Annotated in this window: 16 protein-coding genes; 10 read left to right on the forward strand and 6 right to left on the reverse strand. The window is 63.2% G+C overall.

Going from position 1 to position 20243, the window contains the following annotated elements:
- Position 1: 1 nt before the first annotated feature.
- The gene (locus tag C8C89_RS04530) at positions 2 to 2878 is read right to left on the reverse strand and encodes an insulinase family protein (protein ID WP_133989000.1); all 2877 of its coding nucleotides are present in this window, start codon (positions 2876 to 2878) and stop codon (positions 2 to 4) included.
- Between the two features lie 297 nt (positions 2879 to 3175).
- Here C8C89_RS04530 and C8C89_RS04535 point away from each other — a divergent pair, with 297 nt between their 5' ends.
- The 5 genes from C8C89_RS04535 to C8C89_RS04555 all read left to right on the forward strand — a co-directional run bounded on the left by C8C89_RS04535 (position 3176) and on the right by C8C89_RS04555 (position 8343).
- Positions 3176 to 4588 (forward strand): ATP-binding protein, encoded by a 1413-nt coding sequence (locus tag C8C89_RS04535; protein WP_133989001.1) that lies wholly within the window; start codon positions 3176 to 3178, stop codon positions 4586 to 4588.
- Positions 4585 to 5127, forward strand: coding sequence for a protein bicaudal D homolog (locus C8C89_RS04540; protein ID WP_243857895.1), 543 nt, complete (start codon positions 4585 to 4587; stop codon positions 5125 to 5127). The genes C8C89_RS04535 and C8C89_RS04540 overlap by 4 nt, the downstream gene beginning before the upstream one ends.
- Entirely contained in the window at positions 5124 to 6491 is a 1368-nt protein-coding gene (locus C8C89_RS04545) for a sigma 54-interacting transcriptional regulator (protein WP_133989002.1), read from the forward strand. The genes C8C89_RS04540 and C8C89_RS04545 overlap by 4 nt, the downstream gene beginning before the upstream one ends.
- 267 nt (positions 6492 to 6758) lie before the next feature.
- Positions 6759 to 7121, forward strand: a complete 363-nt coding sequence (locus C8C89_RS04550) for a BON domain-containing protein (RefSeq protein WP_101483314.1) — start codon at positions 6759 to 6761, stop codon at positions 7119 to 7121.
- Between the two features lie 208 nt (positions 7122 to 7329).
- Positions 7330 to 8343, forward strand: a complete 1014-nt coding sequence (locus C8C89_RS04555; protein ID WP_133989003.1) for a bile acid:sodium symporter family protein — start codon at positions 7330 to 7332, stop codon at positions 8341 to 8343.
- On the opposite strand, the gene C8C89_RS04560 is transcribed toward C8C89_RS04555, so the two are convergent.
- Positions 8295 to 9758, reverse strand: a complete 1464-nt coding sequence (locus C8C89_RS04560) for a UdgX family uracil-DNA binding protein (RefSeq protein ID WP_133989004.1) — start codon at positions 9756 to 9758, stop codon at positions 8295 to 8297. The genes C8C89_RS04555 and C8C89_RS04560 overlap by 49 nt on opposite strands.
- Entirely contained in the window at positions 9755 to 10987 is a 1233-nt protein-coding gene (locus tag C8C89_RS04565) for a putative DNA modification/repair radical SAM protein (protein WP_133989005.1), read from the reverse strand. The genes C8C89_RS04560 and C8C89_RS04565 overlap by 4 nt, the downstream gene beginning before the upstream one ends.
- 140 nt (positions 10988 to 11127) lie before the next feature.
- Here C8C89_RS04565 and modA point away from each other — a divergent pair, with 140 nt between their 5' ends.
- Genes modA through C8C89_RS04585 form a run of 4 tightly spaced genes read left to right on the forward strand, consistent with a single transcriptional unit; the run spans position 11128 to position 14102 of the window.
- Positions 11128 to 11886: a molybdate ABC transporter substrate-binding protein gene (gene modA / locus C8C89_RS04570; RefSeq protein WP_133989006.1), complete on the forward strand. Its 759-nt coding sequence runs from the start codon at positions 11128 to 11130 to the stop codon at positions 11884 to 11886.
- Between the two features lie 17 nt (positions 11887 to 11903).
- Positions 11904 to 12575 carry a molybdate ABC transporter permease subunit gene (modB, locus tag C8C89_RS04575; RefSeq protein ID WP_133989007.1) on the forward strand — a complete coding sequence of 224 codons (672 nt, stop codon included), beginning with the start codon at positions 11904 to 11906 and terminating at the stop codon, positions 12573 to 12575.
- 17 nt (positions 12576 to 12592) lie between these two features.
- Positions 12593 to 13294: an ATP-binding cassette domain-containing protein gene (locus tag C8C89_RS04580; protein ID WP_133993139.1), complete on the forward strand. Its 702-nt coding sequence runs from the start codon at positions 12593 to 12595 to the stop codon at positions 13292 to 13294.
- A gap of 40 nt (positions 13295 to 13334) precedes the next feature.
- Positions 13335 to 14102, forward strand: a complete 768-nt coding sequence (locus tag C8C89_RS04585) for a TOBE domain-containing protein (RefSeq protein ID WP_101483308.1) — start codon at positions 13335 to 13337, stop codon at positions 14100 to 14102.
- A 99-nt stretch (positions 14103 to 14201) separates the two neighbouring features.
- On the opposite strand, the gene C8C89_RS04590 is transcribed toward C8C89_RS04585, so the two are convergent.
- Complete coding sequence (locus C8C89_RS04590) at positions 14202 to 17276, reverse strand: response regulator (RefSeq protein WP_133989008.1); 3075 nt, start codon at positions 17274 to 17276, stop codon at positions 14202 to 14204.
- Between the two features lie 239 nt (positions 17277 to 17515).
- On the opposite strand from C8C89_RS04590, the gene fnr reads away from it, so the two are divergent.
- Entirely contained in the window at positions 17516 to 18274 is a 759-nt protein-coding gene (fnr, locus tag C8C89_RS04595) for a fumarate/nitrate reduction transcriptional regulator Fnr (RefSeq protein WP_101483307.1), read from the forward strand.
- A gap of 3 nt (positions 18275 to 18277) precedes the next feature.
- On the opposite strand, the gene C8C89_RS04600 is transcribed toward fnr, so the two are convergent.
- Both C8C89_RS04600 and ccoG read right to left on the reverse strand, forming a co-directional pair.
- Positions 18278 to 18802: a FixH family protein gene (locus C8C89_RS04600; RefSeq protein ID WP_101483306.1), complete on the reverse strand. Its 525-nt coding sequence runs from the start codon at positions 18800 to 18802 to the stop codon at positions 18278 to 18280.
- 54 nt (positions 18803 to 18856) lie between these two features.
- Positions 18857 to 20239, reverse strand: a complete 1383-nt coding sequence (gene ccoG / locus C8C89_RS04605) for a cytochrome c oxidase accessory protein CcoG (protein ID WP_133989009.1) — start codon at positions 20237 to 20239, stop codon at positions 18857 to 18859.
- Positions 20240 to 20243: the final 4 nt, after the last annotated feature.

Genomic DNA, 20243 nt, shown 5'->3' on the forward strand with positions numbered 1-20243 from the left:
CTTAGCTGGCCAGCGCCAATAAATCGACCACTTCCAGCCCGGCCAGGTCTTGCGTCGTGTTGCCCGCAAACGCGGCGCGGCTCTGCTGGCCGTTTTTCAGCCAGGTGCGCGTCACGTCCTTGATCTGCGCCAGGGTGCAATTGAGCACGCCGCTGCGGAATTGCTGGCGCACGGCTTCTGTCGTGCCCCGCTGCTGCATGTTCCACGCTGTGAGCGCTTCCGCGTACGGCGAGTGCGGCTTGTCCAGGCCCTTGATGACGCAGATGATGGCCTCTTCCACTTGCTCTTGCGAGAAATCGCCGTCGAGGATTTGATCCAGGGTCGTGCCGAAGTCGGCAAACGTGCCGGCCAGGCGCGGATCGCGGTAGGAACTCAGGGTAAACGTGCCGGCGCCGGCCGCATAGCTGGCGCTGCCGCCATACGCGCCGCCTTTTTCGCGCAGGGCCGTATGCAGCACCTGGTTGGTCATCAGTTCGGCGGCGACAGCCAGGGCCGAGGCGTCCGGATTGTGCACGCCGGGCACGGCCCACGAAACGAAGCAATGGTTGATCTGGCTCGTCGCATGCAGGGCCGTGTTGGCCAGCGGTAATGCTGCTGGCGCTGGCATTTCCGTGTCCGCAGGGACAGCGGTGTCGACGCTGGCCGCTGGCAATTCCAGCAAACGGGCCAGGGCGATGCCATCCTGCTCCAGGCCCGCGCACAGCACGGTTGGCGCCTGGGCGATGATGTGCGCGTGCAGGGTGTCGAGTTCGCGGGCGATTTCCTGCAAGCCTGCCGAGCTCTTGCTCAGTTGCTGCAAACGGCGGTAGAACGGCAATGCCGCAGGGCCGCCGACGATGTCGTCGAATCGGCGCGTGGGCGACAGCGGTGCTGCCGAGGCCAGCATGGCGTAGCGGTTGCCCGATTCGGCCAGGCTGCTCAATTTGTCTTGCACCAGGCTTTCGATCAGGAAGGCCAGGCGCTCTTCTTCATCGAAGCGGGGCTTGGCGATCCAGGCCGACAGCACGGCGGCAATCGCCGCATGTTCCTCGCGCAAGCCGCTGGCCGAGAACGACAGTTCCACGCGCATCGCTTGCTGTGGGCGGGGAATGGCTTCCAGGCCGATGTGGAACGAAGGCACCATGCTCTGGCGCCAGGCGCTGGCGTCGTCGAACGACATGTCGCCCACGCCCAGTTCCGGCGCCAGGTCCGTGTACAAACGCAACCAGGGCCACGATGCTTCCGGCAAGCTCGACACGTCGTACAGCACGTTGGCATAGCTGATGCCGTTCGAGGCGATGGAAAACGCCACGGCGCCATCGACGGCGGGCGGAATCGGCAGGGCCGGGCGCGGCGAGGCGCTGACGTCGCCAGGGCGGATGCGCGGCAAGACTTCGGAATTCGATGGCAGTTGCTGATGCGCTTCCAGGGCGGCGGACTCGGCCACGATATGTTCGCGTTCGGCGTCCGTCAGGCGCGCTTGCAGGGCCGCCAGCTTGGCGTCTTCCTGCGCGGCGCGGTCCGTGAAGTAGGCGCTGTCGGGTACCACGTGCGTGGTCAAACGGGTCGGATTGGCGATCAGCTCGCGCACCAGTTGCTTGAAGAATTCCGGGTCTTCGATCTGCTGTTCCAGGGTTTCCAGGATGGCCGCATTGTCGAAGGCGTCCATCACGTCGCCGCCATACATGGCCAGCGGCAAGGCGTGCAGCAAGCGGCCCAGGCCGTAAGGCATGCGGCCGCTGCTGATTTCGCGCTGGCTGTATTTGATGTCGCGCAAGGCCGCGTGCAGCACGGCGGCGGGTATGCCCTCTTCCGCTGTTTCTTCCAGGGCCGTCCAGATGCGCTGGTGCGCATCGGCGATCTGTTCCTGGGTCAAACCTTCCATGCCGATGTGGAACACCATCTGGCGGATGCCCGCGTCGCGGCCATTCATGTCCGATGGGCGGCCATAGCCGGCCGATTCCATGGCGCGCATGACGGGCGCCGACGACTCACCCAGCAAACCGTGCGACAGCAGATGCGCGTGGTAATAGGCGATAGGGTCGCTCGATTCGCCCATCAGCCAGGCAAATTGCAGGCCGAATTCGTCGTCGCGCGCTTCCTGCGAAGGAATTTTAACGATGTTTTCCTGCGGCGCGGTCCACGCGGGTGCCAGTTGCGGCAAGCGGCGTTCGGAGAAACCACTGAGCTTGGACAGCACGCGTTCGGCGACTTGTTCCTGCACGGCCGACGCTTCGATATTGCCGGCAGTCATGATCACGGCTTGCGAAGGATGGTAGTGGCTGGCGTGGAATTCTTTCAGCATGGCATGCGTCAGCTCGGGAATATTCAGCGGATCGCCGCCCGATTCCACTTCATACGTCGTGCCCTTGAGCAAGGCGCTGGCGATGCCGCTGTCGAGTGCGCGCATGGGGCTGTTGAAAGCACCCTTCATTTCATTGAAGACGATGCCCTGGTACACCAGCTTGTCGCCTTCGAATGCGTGGCGCCAGCCTTCCTGGCGGAAATTCAGGTAATCGAGGTTCGGGAAGAAGGCGGCATCGAGGTAGACGTCCAGCAGGTTGAAGAAATCCTTGCGGTCGGTGCTGGCGAACGGGTACACGGTGCGGTCCGGATAGGTCATCGCATTCATGAAGGTGGCCGTCGAGCGGCGCAGCATCGAGAAGAAGGGGTCGCGCACCGGGTAGCGGGACGAGCCGCACAGTGCCAGGTGTTCGAGGATGTGGGCGCGCCCGTCGCTCACTTCCGGCACAGTGGGAAAGGCCACCAGGAACACCATTTCAGCCTGCTCGGTATGCATGTGGATATGGCGCATGCCCGTTGCCGGCTCGACATATTGCTCGATGGTTGCCTGCAAGACTGGAATGAAGTTGCTGCTGACTTTTTCAAATGTGCTCATGCGGTATGGGATCTCTTCGGTAGGTGAAACGGATAGTCGGTGGGGCTGCATCACATGTTGGGGCAAAGTGGCGTAATGCCAGGGCTGGCCGCCAGGGCGGGTGTCACTTTGATGCCTGTATCAAGTTTTCCCTATTGTACTAGGAGTATTCGTGCGCCGCCGCCGGGGCCTTGCTGACCGCCGGAAAAGCGGCAATGTTGCAAAATTGATCATTCTCGGGTGGGTGGCGTCTCTGAATGAAAGCTTAGCGTACCATGCGCCTTTTCCCCCTTGCTGACTGAACCGAAGGCGCTTACCTTGTCCAGACTGTCCTTTCGCCAACTGTTATTTGCCGCCTTCATTTTGACCACGGGTATTTTGACGGCCACCTCCGTGCAAGCCTTGCTGACCCTGGAGCACCTGGCGCGCCTGGGGCGCGAGACGGCGGCGCAGGCGATTACCCTGACGGAACAGTCGCAGCGTTTGTCCGAGCGCACGCTGGCCATGGAGCGCAGCGCACGCCAGTTTCTCGTGCTCGATGATCCCGTGTTCCGCGAGCGCTACGCGGCGGCCCGCGATGAAGCCACGGCGGCGCTGCAAGTGCTGAACCGCGCCACGCCCGAGTTCGCGCCCCAGCTGGCCGACGAATGGAAGGTGCAAGCGCAGTCGGCCTGGGAAGTGTTGCAGGCCGGTAAACGCCGCAAGCGTGATGGCCACGCTGTCGTCTACCGCGCGTTTGCCCGCATGACGCAGATCAATGACAGCCTGGCGCGCGAAAGCAAGACGGAAATCGGCAGCCGCAACGACGCCCTGCTGGCCGAGCTGGAACGCCAGCGCCGCGTGCTGGGCATGCTGGTGGCCGGCGCCGTGCTGCTGGCGGCCGTGCTGGCCACCTGCTTCGGCTTTCTATTGTCGCGCCCGCTGCGCCGCATCGAGACGGCCATCGAGCGCCTGGGCGAAAAGCGCTACGACCAGCCCATCGTCGTCGGTGGCCCGGCCGACACGCGCCGCCTGGGCCAGCAGCTCGACTGGCTGCGCCAGCGCCTGGCGGACCTCGATGCCGACAAAGAACGTTTTCTGCGCCACATCTCGCACGAATTGAAGACGCCGCTGGCGGCCCTGCGCGAAGGCGTGGCCTTGCTGGAAGATGAAGTGGCCGGCAAGCTCAGCGATGGCCAGCGCGAAATCGCCGGTATCCTGCAGCAAAACACGGCCTCGTTGCAAAATCAGATAGAAGACTTGCTGCGCTACAATACTGCCGCCTTTGACGCCCAGCACCTGGCGCATAGCAAGGTGGACTTGCTGGTCTTGCTGCAAGATGTGGTGGCCGGGCAGCGCCTGCAATGGCTGGCGCGCCGCCTGACGGTCGAGGTGCAGGGCGTGTCCCTGATCGTGCAGGCCGACCGCGACAAGCTGGCCACCGCCCTGGCCAACCTGCTGTCGAATGCAGTGCGCTTCAGCCCGGAAGGCGGCATCGTGCGGTTCAGCTTGTCCAGCGAAGGCGGCCGCGTGTGCATCGACTGCATCGACGAGGGCGCTGGTGTGGCGCCCGAGGATGCCGAGCGCATCTTCGAGCCGTTTTACCAAGGCGTGCGCCAGGTGGCCGGCGCGCGCAACGGCAATGGCATCGGCCTGTCCATCGTGCGCGAATATATTGCCGCCCACGATGGCAGCGTCACTCTTTTACCGCGCCAGGCTGGCGCGCATTTTCGGATAGAACTGCCCATATGATGACGAGAACCTCCCTGGCCGGCATGGCCACCTGCGCGCTGCTGTTGGGCGCATGCGCCGCCAAGCCTTCCACCCAGACTCCCGTGCTGGTGCAAACGCCGCCGCGCGTGGTGGTGGTGGCCGATCCCCAGCTCACGGAACTGCTGGCGTATCAAAGCGCCGTGCGCCTGATGACGCCGTCGGAACTGGTGAAGGCGCAGCTGGACCTGGCGAAGGCCGATCACGCGCCGCACAACACCATCCGCCGTGCCATGCTGCAAGCGACCGTGCGCGGTGCCGGCGACCTGGCCCGCGCGCAAGCCTTGCTGGAACCGCTAGCCACGGCCACGGGCAAGGATGGTCAACTGCTGGCGCCGCTGGTGCAATTGCTCAGCAGCCAGTACGCAGAGCTGCGCCGCCAGGAAGAGAGCATCGACAAGCTCAATGGCCAGCTGCGCGATGCCCAGCGCCGCATCGAGCAGCTCAATGAAAAACTCGAGGCGTTGAAAAACATCGAACGCAGCCTGTCCGTGCGCCCTGCCGCGGGAGCGCCGAAATGAGCGAGCAAGCCCACATTTTATTGGTCGACGACGATCCCGACCTGCTGCGCCTGCTGACCATCCGCTTGAAAGCGGGCAACTATCGCGTCACGGCCGTGGGCAGCGCGGAAGCGGCGCTGGCGCGCCTGGCGGTGGAATTGCCGGCCCTGGTCATTACCGATGTGCAATTGCCGGGCCGCGACGGCCTGGCCCTGTTCGATGAAATCCGCCGCCAGCATGCGGCCCTGCCCGTCATTTTGCTCACCGCCCACGGCACTATCCCCGACGCCGTCGAAGCCACGGCGCGCGGCGCGTTTGCGTATCTGACGAAACCGTTCGATGGCAAGCTGCTCATGGAAAAGGTGGCGTATGCCATTAACCTGTCCACCGTCATGCCGGCGCCTGCGTCCGGCGACGAGAGCTGGCGCGCCGAGCTGATCAGCCGTAGTTCGCAGATGGCCGAGCTGCTGGCCGAAGCCAAGCTGGTGGCCGGGTCCGATGCCAGCATCCTGATCCGCGGTCCCAGCGGCACGGGCAAGGAGTTGCTGGCGCGCGCCCTGCACAATGCCAGTCGCCGCGCCAAGGCGCCGTTCATCGCCGTCAACTGCGGCGCCATTCCCGAGCAGCTGCTGGAATCGGAACTGTTCGGCCATGTAAAAGGCTCGTTTACGGGCGCCGTCGGCAACCGCGAAGGCCTCTTTCTGGCGGCCGATGGCGGCACCCTGTTTTTAGATGAGATCGGCGACATGCCGCTGCCGCTGCAGGTCAAATTGCTGCGCGTGCTGCAGGAGCGGGCCGTGCGCCCCGTGGGTGCCGACCAGACGCGTCCGGTCGATGTGCGTCTCCTGTCGGCCACGCACCGTGACCTGGACGTGGCCATGGCGGATGGGCAATTTCGCGAAGACTTGTATTACCGCCTGAACGTGGTGACCTTGACCCTGCCGCCGCTGGCCGAGCGCCGCGAAGACATCTCCCTGCTGGCGAACCATTTCTTGCAGAAACTGGCGGCCAAGTACCAGAAGCCCCTGAACGGCTTCGCCCCCGATGCCTTGACGGCCCTGGTGGCCGCGCCATGGCCCGGCAACGTGCGCCAGCTGGTCAATGTGGTCGAGCAAGTATGCGCGCTGGCCACGGCGCCGCTGGTGCCTTTGAGCCTGGTGCAGCGCGCGCTGCGCGTGCCATCGCTGGAAGCGCTCAGCTACAACGAAGCCAAGCAGCGCTTCGAGCGCGACTACCTGATTCAATTGCTGCGCCTGACGGACGGCAACGTGGCCGACGCGGCGCGCCTGGCCGACCGCAACCGCACGGAGTTCTATCGTTTATTACAGAAATATGAGCTGACGCCGGCCCTGTTTCGGGGTGACGGCGACCCTGTCGCTGAATAGCGACAAAAATAAAGTGTGTATAATCAAAGACTTACTGTGGAATATTGATTGTCTTGCCACAAGCTGTCGCTGTCAGGCGACAAAAAGCCCCGATTTTCGGGCCAGATCCGGCTGAAACGGGCTGAAAAAATCGAATTTTACTGTAAGCCTTTGATTTTGAATGAAATTTAAAAGCTGGCACGGTGCTTGCTGTATGGGTAGATGTGACGCTTCAACGTGTTGCTTTATCCAAGTAAGAAGCTTTTAACTTCATTGAGAGGAACTACCATGCAAACATCGAAACTGTTCAATACCCTGGTCGCCGCTATCGTACTGTCGGGCGCCTCGATCACCGCTTCGCATGCAGCTGACTCCGCAACAAAAGCACAAGCTCCTGCTAAGACTGTCGTGGCCGCCAACGCCGCCGCTGCCGTCCCTGATGAAACCATCACTTCCTCGGCCAAGGCCGCCCTGAGCGCCGATGCACAAGCCGCTACCCTGCCAGTCAAGGTAGCAACCCAGCAAGGTGTCGTCGTCCTGTCGGGCGATGTACCGAGCGCCGAAGCGGGTGACCGCGTCGTGCAGATCGTCGCCTCCGTGAGCGGCGTGAAAGAAATCAAGAACGAGCTGAAAGTCAAAGCCGCCGGTTAATCCCTCGCGCTGTACTTTACTCCGGGTTGCCCTGTCTGCGGACAGGGCATTTTTTTTTCCCGCAGAGTTTTTGCCGGGCAGCGATGACCATGCCGCCAGGCAAGGAGCTCGATAATACAGGTAGAATAGCCAGCACTGGCGCCGCTCCCGGCGCTTTTTGTCATCCCCGGCACAGTGTTGCAAGGCTGCGCCGCTACCAGGCTACCGCATGTCTTCCTTCTCTCCCGCTGCCCTGTTGCGCAATCTGAAACCCGATAATTTCACCATCGCCCTGCTCGTCACCGTGGCGCTGGCCACGTTCCTGCCCTGCACGGGACAGACGGCCGTGGTCTTCGGCCACGTCACCACCGTCGCCATCGGCGCCCTGTTTTTCTTGCATGGCGCCAAGCTGTCGCGCGAAGCCGTGGTGGCCGGCGTCATGCACTGGCGGCTGCACTTGCTGGTGCTGGCCAGCACCTTCATCCTGTTTCCACTGCTGGGCCTGGCCCTGCGCCCGCTGGCGCTGACGTTTCTCACGCCCGATTTATATGTGGGCATTTTGTTCCTGTGCGCGCTGCCGTCGACTGTGCAGTCGTCGATCGCCTTGACGGCAATGGCGCGCGGCAATGTGCCAGCCGCCATCTGCAGCGCCTCGGCCTCGAACTTCATCGGCATCTTCCTTGCCCCCATCCTCGTGGGCTTGCTGGTGGCCAAGGGCGCGGAAAGCAAGTCGTCGGTCGATGCGGTGCTCTCCATCGTCATGCAGCTGCTGCTGCCGTTTTTGGCTGGCCAGTTCCTTCGCCGCTGGATAGGCCGCTGGGTCGACCGCCACAAGGCCATGCTGAAATTCGTCGACCAGGGTTCGATCTTGCTGGTGGTCTACACGGCCTTCAGCGAAGCCGTCAGCGAAGGCCTGTGGCATACGATCTCGGTGGAAACCCTGGTAGCGTTGGGCCTGTTCAGCATCTTGCTGCTGGCGCTGGTCCTGGGCCTGATGACGTTCATCAGCCGCCGCCTCGGTTTTTCCAAGGAAGACGAGATCGCCATCGTCTTCTGCGGCTCGAAGAAAAGCCTGGCCAGCGGCGTGCCCATGGCCAAGGTGCTGTTTGCCACGCATTCGCTGGGCATGGTGATCCTGCCGCTGATGCTGTTCCACCAGATCCAGCTGATGATCTGTGCCGTGATTGCGCAGCGCTACGCGCGGCGTGACGAGGGGCAGGAAGTGCCAGCGTCGACGCTGTGATCCTGGCCTTGTAGTAGCCGCATCGCCTGGTTCAAGCCGTCGACTATCACCGCGTATGCCTGCCGCCGGCTCGCCTCGTCCGGCGCGCGCAGCACATACGACGGGTGATATACGGTCACCACCCAGCGTCCGTCGTGCTCGATGGGCGTGCCGACCAGCGGCGTCATGGTGGCTGAGCCATCTTGCAGAACGGACTTTAACGCCGTGCTGCCCAGCGCCACGATCACCTCTGGTTTGACACGCTCGATCTCTTCTTCCAGCCAGCCATGGCAGGCGAGGATTTCGCGTTGCGCGGGTGTCTTGTGCAAGCGACGCTTGCCGCGTGGTTCCCACTTGAAATGCTTGACGGCGTTGGTCAGATAGATGCTGTCGCGCGCCATGCCCGCATCGTGAATCGCCTGGTCCAGCAGCGCGCCAGCCGGGCCAACGAACGGCAAGCCCGCCAGGTCTTCCTGGTCGCCCGGTTGTTCGCCGACGAGCATGATGCGCGCCTGTAGCGGCCCGACGCCGGGCACGGCTTGCGTGGCGTGCTGCCACAGCTCGCAGCGGCGGCACTGGTCCAAGGTGGTGGGCAGTTCGCGCGCTGGCTGGGCGCGCTCGGCGGCAATCGGGATCATGGTGGCGCCGCTGCGCTGGCCTACGCTGGCCGTCTGGCCCGTTCGCCGTTCGCCGTTGGCGGCGCCGCTGAGCATGGCAGGCACGATGGCGCCTTCCGGCAGATTTTTCCAGAAACGCGAGGGGATATGGCTATGCAGCAAATCCGCATTCACGCGCGCGGGATTGAAGATGCTGCGGTAGTAGGTCAGCCACAGGGCTTCACCGGCATCGTCGATATCGGCAGCGCCGCGCAGCAGCGCCGGTCCCGCATGCAAGGATGCGCCATCCCACAGCATGCTGGCTTGGGGCGTGGCGATCATCCAGCTGGTAGATCCCATGCGGCGCGCGAAGTGGCGCGCCACTTGCGGCAGCACGTCGTGCGTGGGTTCGAACCAGGCGACGAAGCGGGGGGCGCCATCGGCCTCGCTGCGTTCGCGGAAGCGTACATACGCATGCATGTCGTGCTCCTCGCGGCGCACGGCCTTGGCCATCGCGTGCAGGCGCGCGCCGTCCGTATCGGCTGGCGACATCACGTCGTGCTGGCCCAGCTGCCAGCGCCAGAGCACTTGATATAAGAATGCCCAGCGGTCATGCACGTTGAAACAGGCGGCGCCTTCCAGCAATTCGACCAGGGGACGGGGCAGGCGCAGCTGCGGAGCGCTGTTATCCGTTGCCTCCGGCGTGGAGGAAAACAGGTCGCCATCGCCGGGTTGCGATTGCCAGGCCACGTCGGCAGGCGGCACGCCGCGCGCGATCAGTTCACGTGCGGCCGCGCGCCACTCGTCGAACGACTGCGCCAGCCGCACCACTGTACTCATGCGACCTGCAGCTCCGGCCATAAATTCATCTGCTGCGGCGCTTCCGCCATGGCGCGGCGCAGGTGTTCGGAGGCGGTGGTATCGCGCGCGGGAAAGTAGTCGGCCGTGATGATGAAGGGGGCGATTTTCTTCATGCTGCAGCGCAGGCGCGACAAGTCGGCGTAGCGCACTTGCCGCAGCCGGCGCAGGTCGACGATGCGCTGCGCGTTGCGCAGGCCGATGCCGGGCACGCGGGCGATCATGTGCTGCGCCGCACGGTTCAAGTCCAGCGGAAAATGTTCGCGGTGCGCCAGCGCCCAGGCCAGCTTGGGATCGATATCGAGCGCCAGATTGCCGCCCGTGGCGGGCAGCAGTTCGCTGGCCTGGAAACCATAGCTGCGCAGCAGGAAATCGGCTTGATACAGCCGGTGTTCGCGCAGCATAGGCGGCGGCGCCAGCGGCACGCTTTTCGGGCTGTCGGGGATCGGGCTGAAGGCCGAGTAGTACACGCGCTTGAGCTTGTAGCTGCCGTACAAGGTCTCGGCAGTGGAGAGAATTTGCTGGTCGTCGCTGGCGTCGGCGCCGACGATCATTTGCGTGCTTTGCCCGGCCGGCGCGAAGCGCGGCGAGCGCGGTTCTTCCGCTTTCTCATCGAGCTTGCGGCGGATGGCGCCCATTGCCAGTTTAATCGTATGCACGCTTTTTTCCGGCGCCAGCTTTTGCACGCTGTCTTGCGTCGGCAGTTCGATATTGACGCTGAGCCGGTCGGCATAGCGGCCCGCCTGCGCGATCAGGGCCGGATCGGCGTCGGGGATGGTTTTCAGATGAATATAGCCACGGAACTGGTGTACCTCACGCAACTCGCGCGCCACCTGCACCAGCTGCTCCATCGTGTAGTCGGCCGACTGGATGATGCCGGAACTGAGGAACAGGCCGTCGATATAGTTGCGCAGGTAAAAGTCGCTCGTCAGCTTGACCACCTCGGCCACCGTAAACCGCGCGCGCGGCACGTTCGAGCTACGGCGGTTGACGCAGTACTGGCAATCGTACAGGCAGTAATTGGTCAGCAGCACTTTCAGCAGCGAAACGCAGCGCCCGTCCGGCGTGTAGCTGTGGCAGATGCCCATGCCGGAGGTGGCGCCAAAGCCGTCCTTGCCGATGGAATCGCGTTTGGGCGCCCCGCTGCTGGCGCAGGACGCGTCGTACTTGGCCGCGTCGGCCAGGATTTCCAGCTTGTCCGTCAGTTCCATGGGGTGCCTCAATATACTGTGTTTATATACAGTATATCAGGGAATGCACTTTGTGCTGGCTTGACTTGTGCCATGGCAGAACGCTGTATATCGGTGTATATTACGCTCCTTGTTCACCGTTCACTTACAAGGATACGATCATGCGTCTCACCTCGCCCGCCCGCCTGCTTGGCACCGCTCTTCTCGCTACCGCCGCCACCTCCGCTTTTGCCGGCGAAGTGGTGGTGTCGGCCGCGGCCAGCCTGACGAATGCGTTCAAGGATGCGGCGCAAGGCTATGAGGCGCAGTATCCGGGCAGCAAGGTGTCCCTGAACTTTGCCGCCTCGGGCGTGCTGCTGCAGCAGATCGTCAAGGGCGCGCCCGTGGACGTATTTGCCTCGGCCGATCAGGAAACCATGGATGCGGCGCAAAAGCAGGGCCTGGTGCTGCCGGCGGACCGCATGGACTTCGTCGGCAACAGCCTGGTGCTGATCGTGCCGCACGACAGCAAGCTGGGCATCAAGAGCTTGAGCGACCTGACGCACAAGGGCGTGACCCGCGTGGCCATCGCCAACCCGGCCAGCGTGCCCGTTGGCCGCTATTCGGAAGGCGCGCTGAAAAAGGCGAATCTGTGGCAAGCCGTGCAGACTAAAGCCATCGGCACGCAGAACGTGCGCCAGTCGCTCGACTACGTGGCGCGCGGCGAAGTCGATGCAGGCTTTGTCTACGCCACCGACGCGGCCATCATGAAGGATAAAGTGAACGTGGTAATGGACGTGCCGTTGGAGGCGCCCGTGCTGTACCCGATTGCCACCATCAAGGGCAGCAGCAATGCCGCCGAAGCGAAGCGCTTCGTCAGCTACCTGCAAACGGCACCGGCGCAAGCCATTCTCGCCAAGTACGGTTTCAAGAAGCCATAATTTAAGCACGCGCCCGCATGGATATCGCCTGGACCGCGCTGGCCCTGTCGCTCAAAGTAGCGGCCTGGGCCACGGCGCTCAATTTGTTGCTCGGCATCGGTACGGGCTATCTGCTGGCGCGCGCGCGTTTTCCCGGGCGCGAGCTGCTCGACGCCCTGTTGACCCTGCCGATGGTGATGCCGCCCACCGTGCTCGGCTACTATCTGCTGGTGCTGCTGGGCCGGCGCGGCACCCTGGGCATCTGGCTGCAGGATAACTTCGGCATCAACCTCATCTTTACCTGGCAGGGCGCCGTGATCGCTTCCACGGTGGTGGCCTTTCCCCTCGTCTTCAAGCCGGCGCGGGCCGCCTTCGAGGCGGTCGACGGCCAGCTGGAGCAGGCGGCTCGCGTGCTGGGCATTTCTGAAATCGCCATCTTTTTCCGTGTAACCTTACCGCTGGCCTGGCGTGGCATCCTCGCTGGCGTGCTGCTGGGTTTTGTGCGCGCGCTGGGCGAGTTTGGCGCCACCCTGATGGTGGCCGGCAGCATTCCCGGCAAGACGCAAACCCTGTCGGTGGCCGTGTATGAAGCCGTGCAGGCGGGCCAGGACGACGTGGCCAACACCCTGGTGCTGATCACTTCCTTTGTCTGTATCGTGGTGCTGCTGTCGGCTGGCCGCCTGGCGCCCGGGCGCATCGCGCACAAATGACGCCAATGACGACGCCTATGCAACTCGACCTCGACCTTCGCGCCACCTTGCGCTCCGGCAAACGCCGCTTCGACTTGCAGGTGAAATGCACGTCCGAGTGTCAGCGCATCGCCATGTATGGCCCGTCTGGCGCCGGCAAGAGCATGACCCTGAAAGCCATTGCCGGACTCTTCACGCCTGACGCCGGCCATATCCGCCTGAACGGGCGCACCCTGTTCGATTCGGCCGCTGGCATCAATTTGCCGCCGCAGCAACGCAACGTGGCGTATCTGTTTCAGGATTACGCGCTGTTCCCGCACCTGACGGTGCGCCAGAACGTGGGCTTTGGCCTGGCGCGGGGCTGGTTCAACCCGCGCGCGCGCGAAAAGCTGGCCAAGGTCGAGCATTGGCTAGCCGCATTTCATTTGCAGGAACTGGCGCACCAGTTTCCCGACGAGTTGTCCGGTGGCCAGCGCCAGAGGGTGGCGCTGGCGAGGGCGCTCGTGGCCGATCCGGCCGCGCTGCTGCTCGACGAGCCTTTTGCCGCCCTCGATCCGGCCCTGCGTGTCAAAATGCGTCTGGAACTGAGCCAGTGGCAGCAACGCCTGGACGTGCCCATGATCCTGATCACCCACGATCCGGAAGATGCGCGCATCCTGGGCGAGCATGTGCTGTACTTGCGCGACGGACAGATCGATAACGGGGAAGAACACATGGCTTTGGGTGAACGCATTGGATAAATCAGCGACAGCGGAAATCGGCCTGCAAGGCTCGGTATGGATGACGGTGGGTGGAGAGCATCTGGGCGGCGCCGGCCGCGTGGAATTGTTGGGCGCCATTGCCGAGTGCGGCTCCATCACGCAGGCGGCGAAGCTTGTGAAGATGAGCTACAAGGCCGCCTGGGACGCCATCGACGCCATGAACAACCTGGCCGGCGAGCCGCTGGTCGAGCGCTTGACGGGCGGCAAGGGCGGCGGTGGTACGCGGCTGACGCAGCGGGGACGCCAACTGGTCGACAATTTCCGCATCATCGAGCGCGAGCATGCCCGCTACCTGTGCCAGCTGGGCAGTCAGGCGGAAGGCATCGCCGACGATCTTTTACTCATACGGAGAATGGCCATGAAAACCACGGCACGCAATCAATTCCTGGGCAAGGTAGCCGAACTGAAACAGGGCGCCGTCAACGATGAAGTCACCCTGGAATTGCCCGGTGGCCAGCACATCGTCGCCATCGTCACGCAGGGCAGCAGCGAGAGTCTGGGCCTGGTGCCGGGCGCGGAAGCGTTCGCGCTGATCAAGGCGTCGTCCATCATCCTCGTGACTGACAGCGCAGGGGCGCGCTTTTCCGCGCGCAATCAGCTGGCCGGGCTGGTGACGCGCGTGCAGACGGGCGCCGTCAACACGGAAGTGGTGCTGGATTTGCCGCGCGGCGGCACGATCGCCGCCATCATCACGAACCAGAGCAGCAGCGAGCTGGGTATCGAGCTTGGCAGCAATGTGACGGCCATTTTCAAGGCGTCCAGCGTGATTCTGGGCGTGCCGGCGTAAATTGCGTAGGTCGGATTAGCGGCGGCACGCCGCGTAATCCGACAATATTGTTGGCGTATCATGTCGGATTACGCGCAAGCGCTAATCCGACCTACTCTTTTAATCCTTCAACCTCGACAACCAATCGGACGCCGCCGCCAGCGCCTGCTCCAGTTCCTGTGCCGTGTGCGCCAGCAGCGCCGGCACCTCGTCGAGTCGACCGGCGTCGATGGCTTCCTCGGTGGCAAACGCGGCGCGGATCAGGCGTTTCGTGCCCAGGGTGCCCACGGAACCGCGCACGCCGTGCAAGATGCGCGCCACGTCGCTGTGGCGGCCCGTTTGCAACGCTGTTTCAGCGTCGCGCACGGGCGTCATGCCCTTGTTCAGCGCATCTTCCACCATGCGCCGCAGCACGCCGCGCCCTTTCGCATCGCGTCCCATCACGCGCATCAGCGGCGCCATGGAAAACACTTCCTCATCGGCAACGGGGGCCGCCTCGGTCGTCTGCACTTGCGGGCGTTTGGGCAGGTGGCGCAGGATGACTTCCATCATCTCTTCCACCACCACGGGCTTGGCGATGAAATCGCTGATGCCGGCCGTCATGCAGCGCTCGCGCTCGGACGCCAGCACGCCGGCCGTCATGGCGATCACGGGCAAGTTCAAGCGCAGTTCCGTGCGGATGATGTGGGTGGCGCTGAAGCCGTCCATGACGGGCATTTGCATATCCATCAGCACGATGTCGTAGCGCAGCGCCTCCGTGCGCAGCCGCTCCACCGCTTGCAAGCCGTCGCCCACCACGTCCAGGGTGGCGCCCATGTGTTCGAGGATGCCGCGCGCCACGGCCTGGTTCAAATGATTGTCTTCCACCAGCAGGAAATGTACGCCGGCCAGCTCCGTGCCCAGCGGCTGGTGCAGCATGCGCTGCTCGCCGCCGTCGTTCTTGGCGATCAGCGCCTGGTGCAGGGCATCGAACAGGCTCGATCCCGTGATCGGCTTCATCAGTACGACATCGGCCTCGGCTGCGCTGGAAATCTCTTCCAGGTGGTTGCGGGCGAAGGCGTTGACCATCACCACGATGGGCTGGCGCTGGCCACTGGCCGCCTGGCGGATGGCCTTGGCCGTGGCCAGGCCATCCATCACGGGCATGTGCCAGTCGGCCAGCACCACGTCATACGGTTGCTGCTGCGCCAGGCGTTCGCGATACAGTTCGATGGCGGCAAAACCGGAGTCCACTTCGTCGGCCAGCCAGCCCCAGGCCTCGATCAGCTTGACGATCAGTTCGCGTGTAGTGCGGTTATCGTCGGCCACCAGCAGGCGCAGCTGGCCCAGGGCCGGCGTGCGCCGCGTCTCGGCCGGCTGCTCCAGCATCTCGAAGGGCACGCTGAACCAGAAGCGGCTGCCCTTGCCTTCGCTGCTGGCCACGGCGATATCGCCGCCCATCATGTGGATCAGTTGCTTGCTGATGGCCAGGCCCAGGCCCGTGCCGCCGAAGCGCCGCGTGATGCTCTGGTCGCCCTGTGAAAAGGCGGAAAACAGTTGCTGTTGCTGCAGTTCCGTCATGCCGATACCCGTGTCGCGCACTTCGAAGCGCAGCCAGGCGCGCCCGTTTTCTCTCTCGGCCAGGCTGACGGCCACCACCACTTCGCCGCTCTCGGTGAACTTGATGGCATTGCCGGCCAGGTTGACGAGGATTTGCTGCAGGCGCTGGGCGTCGCCCACGAGGCGCCGTGGCACGTCGGGCTCGACGGCGATGGCCAGTTCCAGCTCCTTCTCGCCCGCATTCATCGTCATCGTCGTGGCCAGGGTATTCATGACTTCGTCAAGGTCGAACTCGACGGGCGACAATTCCATGCGGCGCGCTTCGATCTTCGAATAATCGAGCACGTCGTTGAGGATGCCCAGCAGCGACTGGCCCGCCACGCGCACCATGGTCAGATACTTGCGCTGTTCCGTGTCGAGCCTGGTATTGCCCAGCAAATAGACCATGCCCAGCACGGCATTGAGGGGCGTGCGGATTTCATGGCTCATGTTGGCCACGAAGTCGCTCTTCGCCCGGTTGGCCGCCTCGGCCCGGTCGCGCTCCAGTTCCAGTTCCGCCGCGCGCGATTCGAGTTCCTGCTGCAGGCGGTCGCGTTCGCACATCAGGCCGTTGAACGCCTCCGTCAGTTCGCCGATCTCGTCGCGCTGCTGCACTGGCACGGGCGTGAAGCGGCTGCCGCTGGTGCGCAGGGCCAGCAGGGTGTCGCGCAGGCGCACCAGCGGCGACAGCAGGCGCACGGTAACCCAGCCCAGAACAAAAGCGGCCAGCAGCGAAGCGAGGATGCTCCACAGCACCAGCCGGTACAGCACGCCATCAAACGGTTCGAAGGCATCCTCGATGGGTAGCGAGGCGGCCAGCAGCCAGTTCACCGATTTCAGGCGCTTGAAGCTGTTGACGGCCGTGATGCCGCGGCTGTTGGTGCTGACCATGCTGCCTTCGCCATCGTCCTTCAGCATCTGGGTGGTCGTCAGGTTGGCGTTCGGCTGGCGCGGCTGCAGCAAACGGCTGGTATCGGGGTGCAGCACGTAGCGCGGCACGGCGCCGCGCGTGAGAATGAAGTAATAGCCGCTCTTGCCGATCTTTTCCGAGCGCAGGCGCCCCAGCAGGTTGTCCTTGTACAGGCGCAGCACGCCGATCACCACACCGGCTACCTTGCCATCGGCGGTGAGCACGGGCGCCACCATCTGCACGATGGGCATGCCGCTCGATTTGCCCAGCATCGGCTCGGTGATCATGGGCTGGCGCGTGCGCAGGACGGTCTGGAAATACTCGCGCTCGGCAACGTTGATGCCCGCGCGGCCCGTGACCAGCGGCATGTCGGCCACGATGGCGCCTTGCGCATCGAGCACCAGCACGTCGTCGAACAGCACCAGCATCGAGCGGCGCGCATAGTATTCGCGCAGCTTGGCGGGTTGGGCGATCAATTCCGGCGGCTGCTGCCTGGCCGTCAGGGTGACGATTTGCAGCAGCATGCCCAGCTTGTCGTCGAGCTCGGCGGCGGTGCGGGTGATCAGGGCAGATTGCTGGCTCAGCAGTACTCGCGTGAAGTCAGCGCGCATGTGCTGCAACTGGATCATGGTGACCAGTGCAATCATGGCGATCGAGGTCAGGCTGGTGGCCAAGGCGACTTTTGCTTTGATGCCGAGAGGCTTCATGATTTCCTTTTCAGTACCGGGCGGCACAGGCGGCAGATAATGCTGTCAGGAATTTTCCTATCAATACATCAACTTGGCAAGCGGTGCCGCGCAAATTGCCCTCGCTGCAAGGGCTTTTGACGATGTTGCCATATAATTAAAGTCAGAACGTCGTTTATTCAGCGCAATTGGGGTGAAATTGGCACACGGCAACCGTGTATGCAGTAAACTCGGTATTGCATTTTCTAAAAGGTATCGACATGACTGAAGCGCTTCTCACTCCCACCTTGCCCACAGTGACCGTGGAAGCGTTGCGTGCGCGATGCTCGACCTGCAGCATGCATCAATTGTGCCTGCCGATGGGCCTCGATGTGGGCGACATGGACAGGCTGGACCAGATCATCGGCCGCCGCCGCAAGATCGTGCGCGGCGCCTCGCTGTTCCGCATCGGCGACTCGTTCCAGAACCTGTACGCGATCCGCCTGGGCCACTTCAAGACGTACCAGATCAATCCGGGTGGCGAAGAGCAGGTGACGGGCTTCCAGATGGCAGGAGAACTGCTGGGCATGGACGCCATCAGCGCCGACCGCCACCACTGTAATGCGGTGGCGCTGGAGGATAGCGAAGTGTGTGAAATCCCGTTTTCCAGCCTGGAACAATTGCTGGGCAGTATGCCTACCCTGCTGCGCCATTTCCACCGGATGATGAGCCAGGAAATCACGCGCGAGCAAAGCGTCATGCTGTTGCTGGGCAATATGCAGGCGACGCAGCGCTTTGCCGCCTTCATCGTCAACCTGGCCTCGCGCTATGAGGCGCGCGGCTATTCGGGCAGCAATTTCCAGCTGCGCATGTCGCGCGAGGAAATCGGCAACTACCTGGGCCTGACCATCGAAAGCGTCAGCCGCTTATTGTCGAAATTCAAGAAGGAAGGCTGGCTGCGCGTCTCCAACCGCGAGATCGAGATCTTGCAGCCGGCCAAGTTGAAGGCCATTACGGCCGGTACGGACGTCTGCAAGTAAGTCTTACAGCTCTTCATCCGCGTGCAGCGCGATGCTGCGCTGCAGCGGCCAGGTCCAGATGCCGGACAGGCGCCACTCGCGTTTGTCGTTTTCCACCAGCACTTGCCAGCGGCTGCGCTCGAGCATCGGCAGCGCTACCGAGAAGTTGCCGGCCGCATCGGGCTGCACCAGCAGCTTGATATCTTTTTCCGGCAAGGTCGCATGCGCCAGATGCAGCTGCAGCGGACCCTGGTAAGCCTTGCCGAAGCTGTGCACGGAACCACTGAGGCGCGCTGACGCCACGTCATACGACAGGCTGGTATCCATCGCCAGGTCGCTGGCGACAGTATCGCGCCGCAAGTCCTGGTTGATCGCCTTTCCCTGCTTGTAGTAATCGCCCACCACCAGCGCATCAGGCTGCGTAAACGCGATATAGCCCATGAAGCTGCCGACGACCACGGACAGGCCGGGACCGATCATCAGCAGCCATGGCCAGCGATGCTTGTACCACGGGGCAACGGGGGCTTGCAGCTTGAGACTGTCGGACATGATATTTCTCCTGTTTAATCGGCCAATCCCCATCCGGGGACTGGCCTTCCTACATTAGCGCGGTACGATGAATACCGCGCTTTCACGCACATGCAACGATGGGTCGTCCAGCGAGTGCAATTCGATCGCAATCTTGTTCGAACCCTTCTCGCCCACGCCGTGCGGCACGCGCAGGCGGATCGGCCAGCCCAGCGTTTCCGTCGGCTGCAAGGTCACTTCTTCGCGCGTCAGCAAGGTCAGGCCCTGCAAGCCGGAAGCGCTGATTTTAAAATGCTGGGTTTGCTCCGAGGTGTTCATGATCTGCAAGCGGTAAACGTTTTCGATCATGCCGTCTTCCACTTCGCGTCCCATCGAACCGCGGTCGCGTATCACGTCCATTTTCAGGGGCGTGCGCAGGGCCAGCGAAGTACACACGGCGATGATGATCAGGGCCAGGATGGAAGTGTAGATCAGCACGCGCGGGCGCATGGCGCGCTGGCGGATCTGCTTCGAACTGAAGTTGTTTTCCATCGCATGGTCGGTACTGTAGCGTACCAGTCCCCGCGGCCGGTCGACCTTGTCCATCACGCTGTTGCAGGCGTCGACGCAGGCGGCGCAGCCGATGCATTCATACTGCAGGCCGTTGCGGATATCGATGCCGGTCGGGCATACCTGCACGCACAGGGTGCAGTCGATGCAGTCGCCCAGCTTGTCGTTGTTGCCGGCCTTCTTGCTGATGGCGCCACGTGGTTCGCCGCGCTTGGCATCGTAAGTGATGATCAGGGTGTCCTGGTCGAACATGGCGCTCTGGAAGCGCGCGTAGGGGCACATGTATTTGCACACCTGCTCGCGCAGCCAGCCCGCGTTGCCGTAGGTTGCCAGGCTGTAGAACAAGACCCAGAACCATTCCCAGGGACCGAAATTGAGGGTGGTCACCTCGCGCGCCAGTTCCTTGATCGGCGTGAAATAGCCGACAAAGGTAAAGCCCGTCCACAGGGCGATGGCGCCCCATGCCAGGTGCTTGGCCGTTTTCTTGAAAGCCTTGCGCACGGAGGGTCCCTGCTTGTCGAGGGCCATGCGCGCGCTGCGCGTGCCCTCGATGCGGCGTTCGACCCACAGGAAGATTTCCGTGTATACCGTTTGCGGGCAAGAGAACCCGCACCACACCCGCCCGGCGATGGCCGTGACGAGGAACAACAAATACGCACAGATGATCAGCAGGGCCGCCAGATAGATGAAATCCTGGGGCCACAGCACGACGCCGAAAATGTAGAACTTGCGCGTGGTCAAATCGAACAGCAGGGCTTGCCTGCCATTCCAGGTCAACCACGGCAAGCCGTAGAACGCCAGCTGGGTAAGCCATACGCATACCCATCGCCAGGTAGCGTAGCGTCCTTTGGCCTCGCGAGGGTAGATTTGCTCGCGGGCCGCATACATCTTGATGACTTGAGGTTCCATTACG

It is taken from the genome of Janthinobacterium sp. 75 (assembly GCF_004365495.1).
Lineage (GTDB): Bacteria > Pseudomonadota > Gammaproteobacteria > Burkholderiales > Burkholderiaceae_D > Janthinobacterium.